Source organism: Hydrogenophaga sp. 70-12, assembly GCF_001897365.1.
GTDB lineage: Bacteria > Pseudomonadota > Gammaproteobacteria > Burkholderiales > Burkholderiaceae_C > Hydrogenophaga > Hydrogenophaga borbori.
This window is the reverse complement of record NZ_MKSS01000326.1, coordinates 1-1,305: the sequence shown is the minus strand read 5'-3', so window position 1 is coordinate 1,305 and position 1,305 is coordinate 1. Positions and strand designations below refer to the sequence as shown.

The following is a 1,305-nucleotide window of genomic DNA, read 5'->3' as shown; positions in this document are numbered from 1 at the left end:
CGGCGAAAGCGCGAGTCGGTGGCCCACAGGCGCGGCCACACGAACAGGCCCAGCACGCACAGCGCGCCCAACAGCAGCGCCCAGGGGTTGACGGTGTCCAGGTGGCGGCCCATGGTGGCCATCTGGCCGAAGAAGTTGGCCGGCATGTGCGGCACGCGCAGGCCCAGCAGGTCGCGCAGCTGCGACAGCGCGATCAGCACCGCGATGCCATTGGTGAAGCCGATCACCACGCTGACCGGCACGTAGCGCACCAGCGCGCCCAGGCGGAACAGGCCCAGCAGGAACAGCAGCACGCCGGCGCTGGCGGTGGAGATCAGCAGGTTGGCCACGCCGTAGCGCTCGACGATGCCGTAGACGATGACGATGAACGCGCCCGCCGGCCCCGCGATCTGCACCGAGGTGCCGCCCAGCAGCGAGACCAGCAGCCCGCCGATGATGGCCGTCCACAGCCCCGCCTGGGGCGGCAGGCCGCTCGCGATGGCGAAGGCCATGGCCAGCGGCAGCGCCACGATGCCCACCGTGACACCCGCCCCGAGGTCGCGGGCGAAGCGGCCGCCGTCGTAGCCGCGCAGGTCCGCCAGCAGGCGCGGGCGAAACGGTGCGAGGGGCGGCAGGCCAGGCATGGGCCGATGTTACCGATGGCTACCGGCACCGCAAGGCAAGGTCCTACACTGCCGCTCACGCCGGCCGACCCCCGCCGGCCGCCAGGACAGAAGGAGCCCCCGCATGACCCGACCGAACACCCGCAGCGCCTGGTGGCGCCTGGGCCGCCTGATCACCGGCGTGCTCGCCGCCGTCGGCTTCGTGGGCGCTTGCGATCTGCAGAACATCGCCGAGCTGGAGCCCGGCGTGTCCACCGAGGCCGACGTGCGCGAGAAGTTCGGCCAGCCCGAGGCCGTGTGGGAGGGCGAGGAGGGCGCGCAGATCTATGAGTACAACCGCCAGCCCGAGGGCGTGGTGAACTACATGGTCACCATCGGCGCCGACGGCGTGCTGGTGAAGGTCTCGCAGGTGCTGACCGAGGAGAACTTCGCCAAGGTGCAGCCCGGCATGCCGCTGGAGCAGGTGCGCCGCCTGCTCGGCAAGCCGCGCAAGGTGCAGACCTTTCCGCTCAATGGCGAGACGCACCAGGACTGGCGCTTCCAGGCCAAGGGCCAGACCGAGCCCATGATCTTCAGCGTGGCCTTCGACAAGGACCTGCGCGTGATCAAGACCGGGACCATGCCGGACCCGGACCTGCAGAAGCGCTAGCTCAGCGCACCCGCATGCCCGGCACGGCGCCGGGCGTGGGCTCCAGCACGAAGA

At 71.0% G+C, this 1,305-nt stretch carries 2 protein-coding genes; one reads left to right on the top strand and one right to left on the bottom strand.

What is annotated here, in order from left to right:
- Positions 1 to 623: SulP family inorganic anion transporter (locus BGO22_RS17015; protein ID WP_286851890.1), on the bottom strand; the 623-nt coding region annotated here is incomplete at its 3' end.
- A gap of 103 nt (positions 624 to 726) precedes the next feature.
- Between BGO22_RS17015 and bamE the strand changes: the two genes are divergently transcribed.
- On the top strand, positions 727 to 1,251 hold the full coding sequence (bamE, locus tag BGO22_RS17010) for an outer membrane protein assembly factor BamE domain-containing protein (protein WP_070397272.1): 525 nt from the start codon (positions 727 to 729) through the stop codon (positions 1,249 to 1,251).
- Positions 1,252 to 1,305 lie beyond the last annotated feature (54 nt).

Coding starts and splice junctions, on each gene's coding strand:
- bamE (WP_070397272.1), top strand. CDS start 727: ATGACCCGACCGAACACCCGCAGCGCCTGGTGGCGCCTGGGCCGCCTG.